Raw genomic sequence first — 1,891 nt, 5'->3', positions numbered from 1 at the left:
ACAAAATTCCTGACACGTCCGGGCGGCCATTACGCGCCGTGAGCTGGAGCCGGCGCACGTACTTATCAAGCAGATCAACCGGATCAGTGTGGAACGGCTGAGCTACCGGGTGGACATGCCACCCAAGCCCACCGAAGTGCGTGATATCGCCTCTGCGTTCAATGCGATGCTGCAACGCCTCGAGGATGGTTATCAGAAGCTGTCGCGGTTCTCCGCCGATCTTGCCCATGATTTGCGCACGCCGCTTAACAACCTCATTGGACATGCCGAGGTCGCCTTGTCACGAGACCGCACCGGGCCCGAGTATGTCGCCTTGGTGGAGGAAAGCCTGGTCGAATACCAGCGACTTGCGAGGATGATCGATGCGATGTTGTTCCTCGCGCGAGCTGACAGTGCCAATGTGGCGCTCGAGTTGACGGAACTCCAGTTGAATGCAGAACTTCGCAAGTTGTCCGCCTACTTTTCGGTGCTTGCAGAGGAGCGAAGCGTCGTAATCAGGGTAAGCGGGGATGCCACCCTGGTCGCTGATGCCATTCTGTTCCAGCGTGCGATCAACAATGTTCTGTCAAATGCGGTCCGTCATGCGTGGCCGAATTCGATGATAGATCTGGTGGTGCGCCGCGAAGCGGCACATTGTTGCATCGACATCACGAACGTTGGAGACCCAATCCCGGAGCGGGAACTTTCCCTCATCTTTGATCGGTTCTTCCGTGGGGATAGGGCGAGATCCAACTCGTCACAGTCCACGGGGCTGGGCCTGGCCATCGTCCTGTCGATCATGGAGCTCCATGGCGGCGACGCGTCAGCCGTGAGCGGCTTGGATGGGAAGACACGCTTTACATTGCGCTTCCCGCTCAACGGTGCTGAAGCCTCAGCGCGGGTTTCGGTGGGTAGGCCGAGTCAGGACCGACCAGTCGTTGGGTAGAGTGGTGCAATGAGCCCGATTGCCTATTTGTAATCGCCGGGCAAGGCTGCAGCATGCGTACAATTTATACACTCGTTTTCATAGATCAACGAAGTCTCTAGAAAGGAGATGACTATGAAAACGAAGAAACACGCCTTGCTGTTTGCGGCGTTGCTGTTGGGTGGGATGTCGGCTTCGTATGCTTTGGAAATGACCGGGTTGAAACCGGGCGTGCCTGCGTCGACGGCGACGGCGCAGGCGATGGCGAAGCGTCACGCGACCTTGTATGGCGATCCAGCCGGCCAATCTCAGGCCAGTCGCATTATCGACGTGAAGCCAGGGATGCGGTATGTCAACGTGGACTCTGGCGAGACGGTGGCGTTTCGGGCCGGCGAGAAGATCGTCGCATGGACCTTCGCCCAGATGGTCAGGGATACGAGTGTGGACCTTGGCTTGTTGATGCCGGATCTGCCGGGTAGCGCTGGCGTGCGCGTCTATATTGATAGAAGCGACCTCTTCACAGGTGGCTGAACGTTGCTGAACCGGTGAACTACAGGCCCCGCACAATGCGGGGCCTTTTTCATCGTCATTGGCGTCGGTTCTGCCGCTTAGCAATACACGAGGCGATGGGAAGTTGTAGCACGCGCCACCGCATCATGAACGGCACCGGATTGACGCCGATGGAGGGAAAAAAAGCTTGCCCTCCGGGGAGGGCAAGCTTCGGAAGCTTTCGCCATCGGGATAAAGCGAAAGAGCACCAAGAGCCAAGCAACTGACGGGTGCCTGGCTCCCCCACAGAGGTCGGTCTGAGTTTCAGGGACGGCTTGCGTCAAATTCCGCGTGCGCCATCGGTGAACACATCACGCGGCCCAATACGCGAGCCGTCGGTAAATACGTCACGCTGGCCGAGGCGTGCGCCGTCGGTGAACACGTCGCGCTTGTCGATGCGTGCACCGCCGGCGTAAATGTCGTTGACTGCGGCGCGTC

General features: G+C 58.6%; 1 protein-coding gene and 1 pseudogene. Both read left to right on the top strand.

Translation table 11 applies throughout. The features are described from left to right. Positions 1-16 precede the first annotated feature (16 nt). Positions 17-925: pseudogene (gene czcS / locus K206_RS40470) on the top strand (sensor histidine kinase CzcS); the annotation flags it as partial. 108 nt (positions 926-1,033) lie between these two features. Then, complete coding sequence (czcE, locus tag K206_RS0136090) at positions 1,034-1,435, top strand: copper-binding periplasmic protein CzcE (protein WP_011514820.1); 402 nt, start codon at positions 1,034-1,036, stop codon at positions 1,433-1,435. The last annotated feature ends 456 nt before the right edge of the window (positions 1,436-1,891 follow it).

Origin of the sequence: Cupriavidus sp. WS (assembly GCF_000395345.1) — a bacterium.
GTDB classification, from domain to species: Bacteria; Pseudomonadota; Gammaproteobacteria; order Burkholderiales; family Burkholderiaceae; genus Cupriavidus; species Cupriavidus basilensis_B.
The sequence above is the reverse complement of the archived record's forward strand: the minus strand, read 5'-3'. Positions and strand labels throughout refer to the sequence as shown.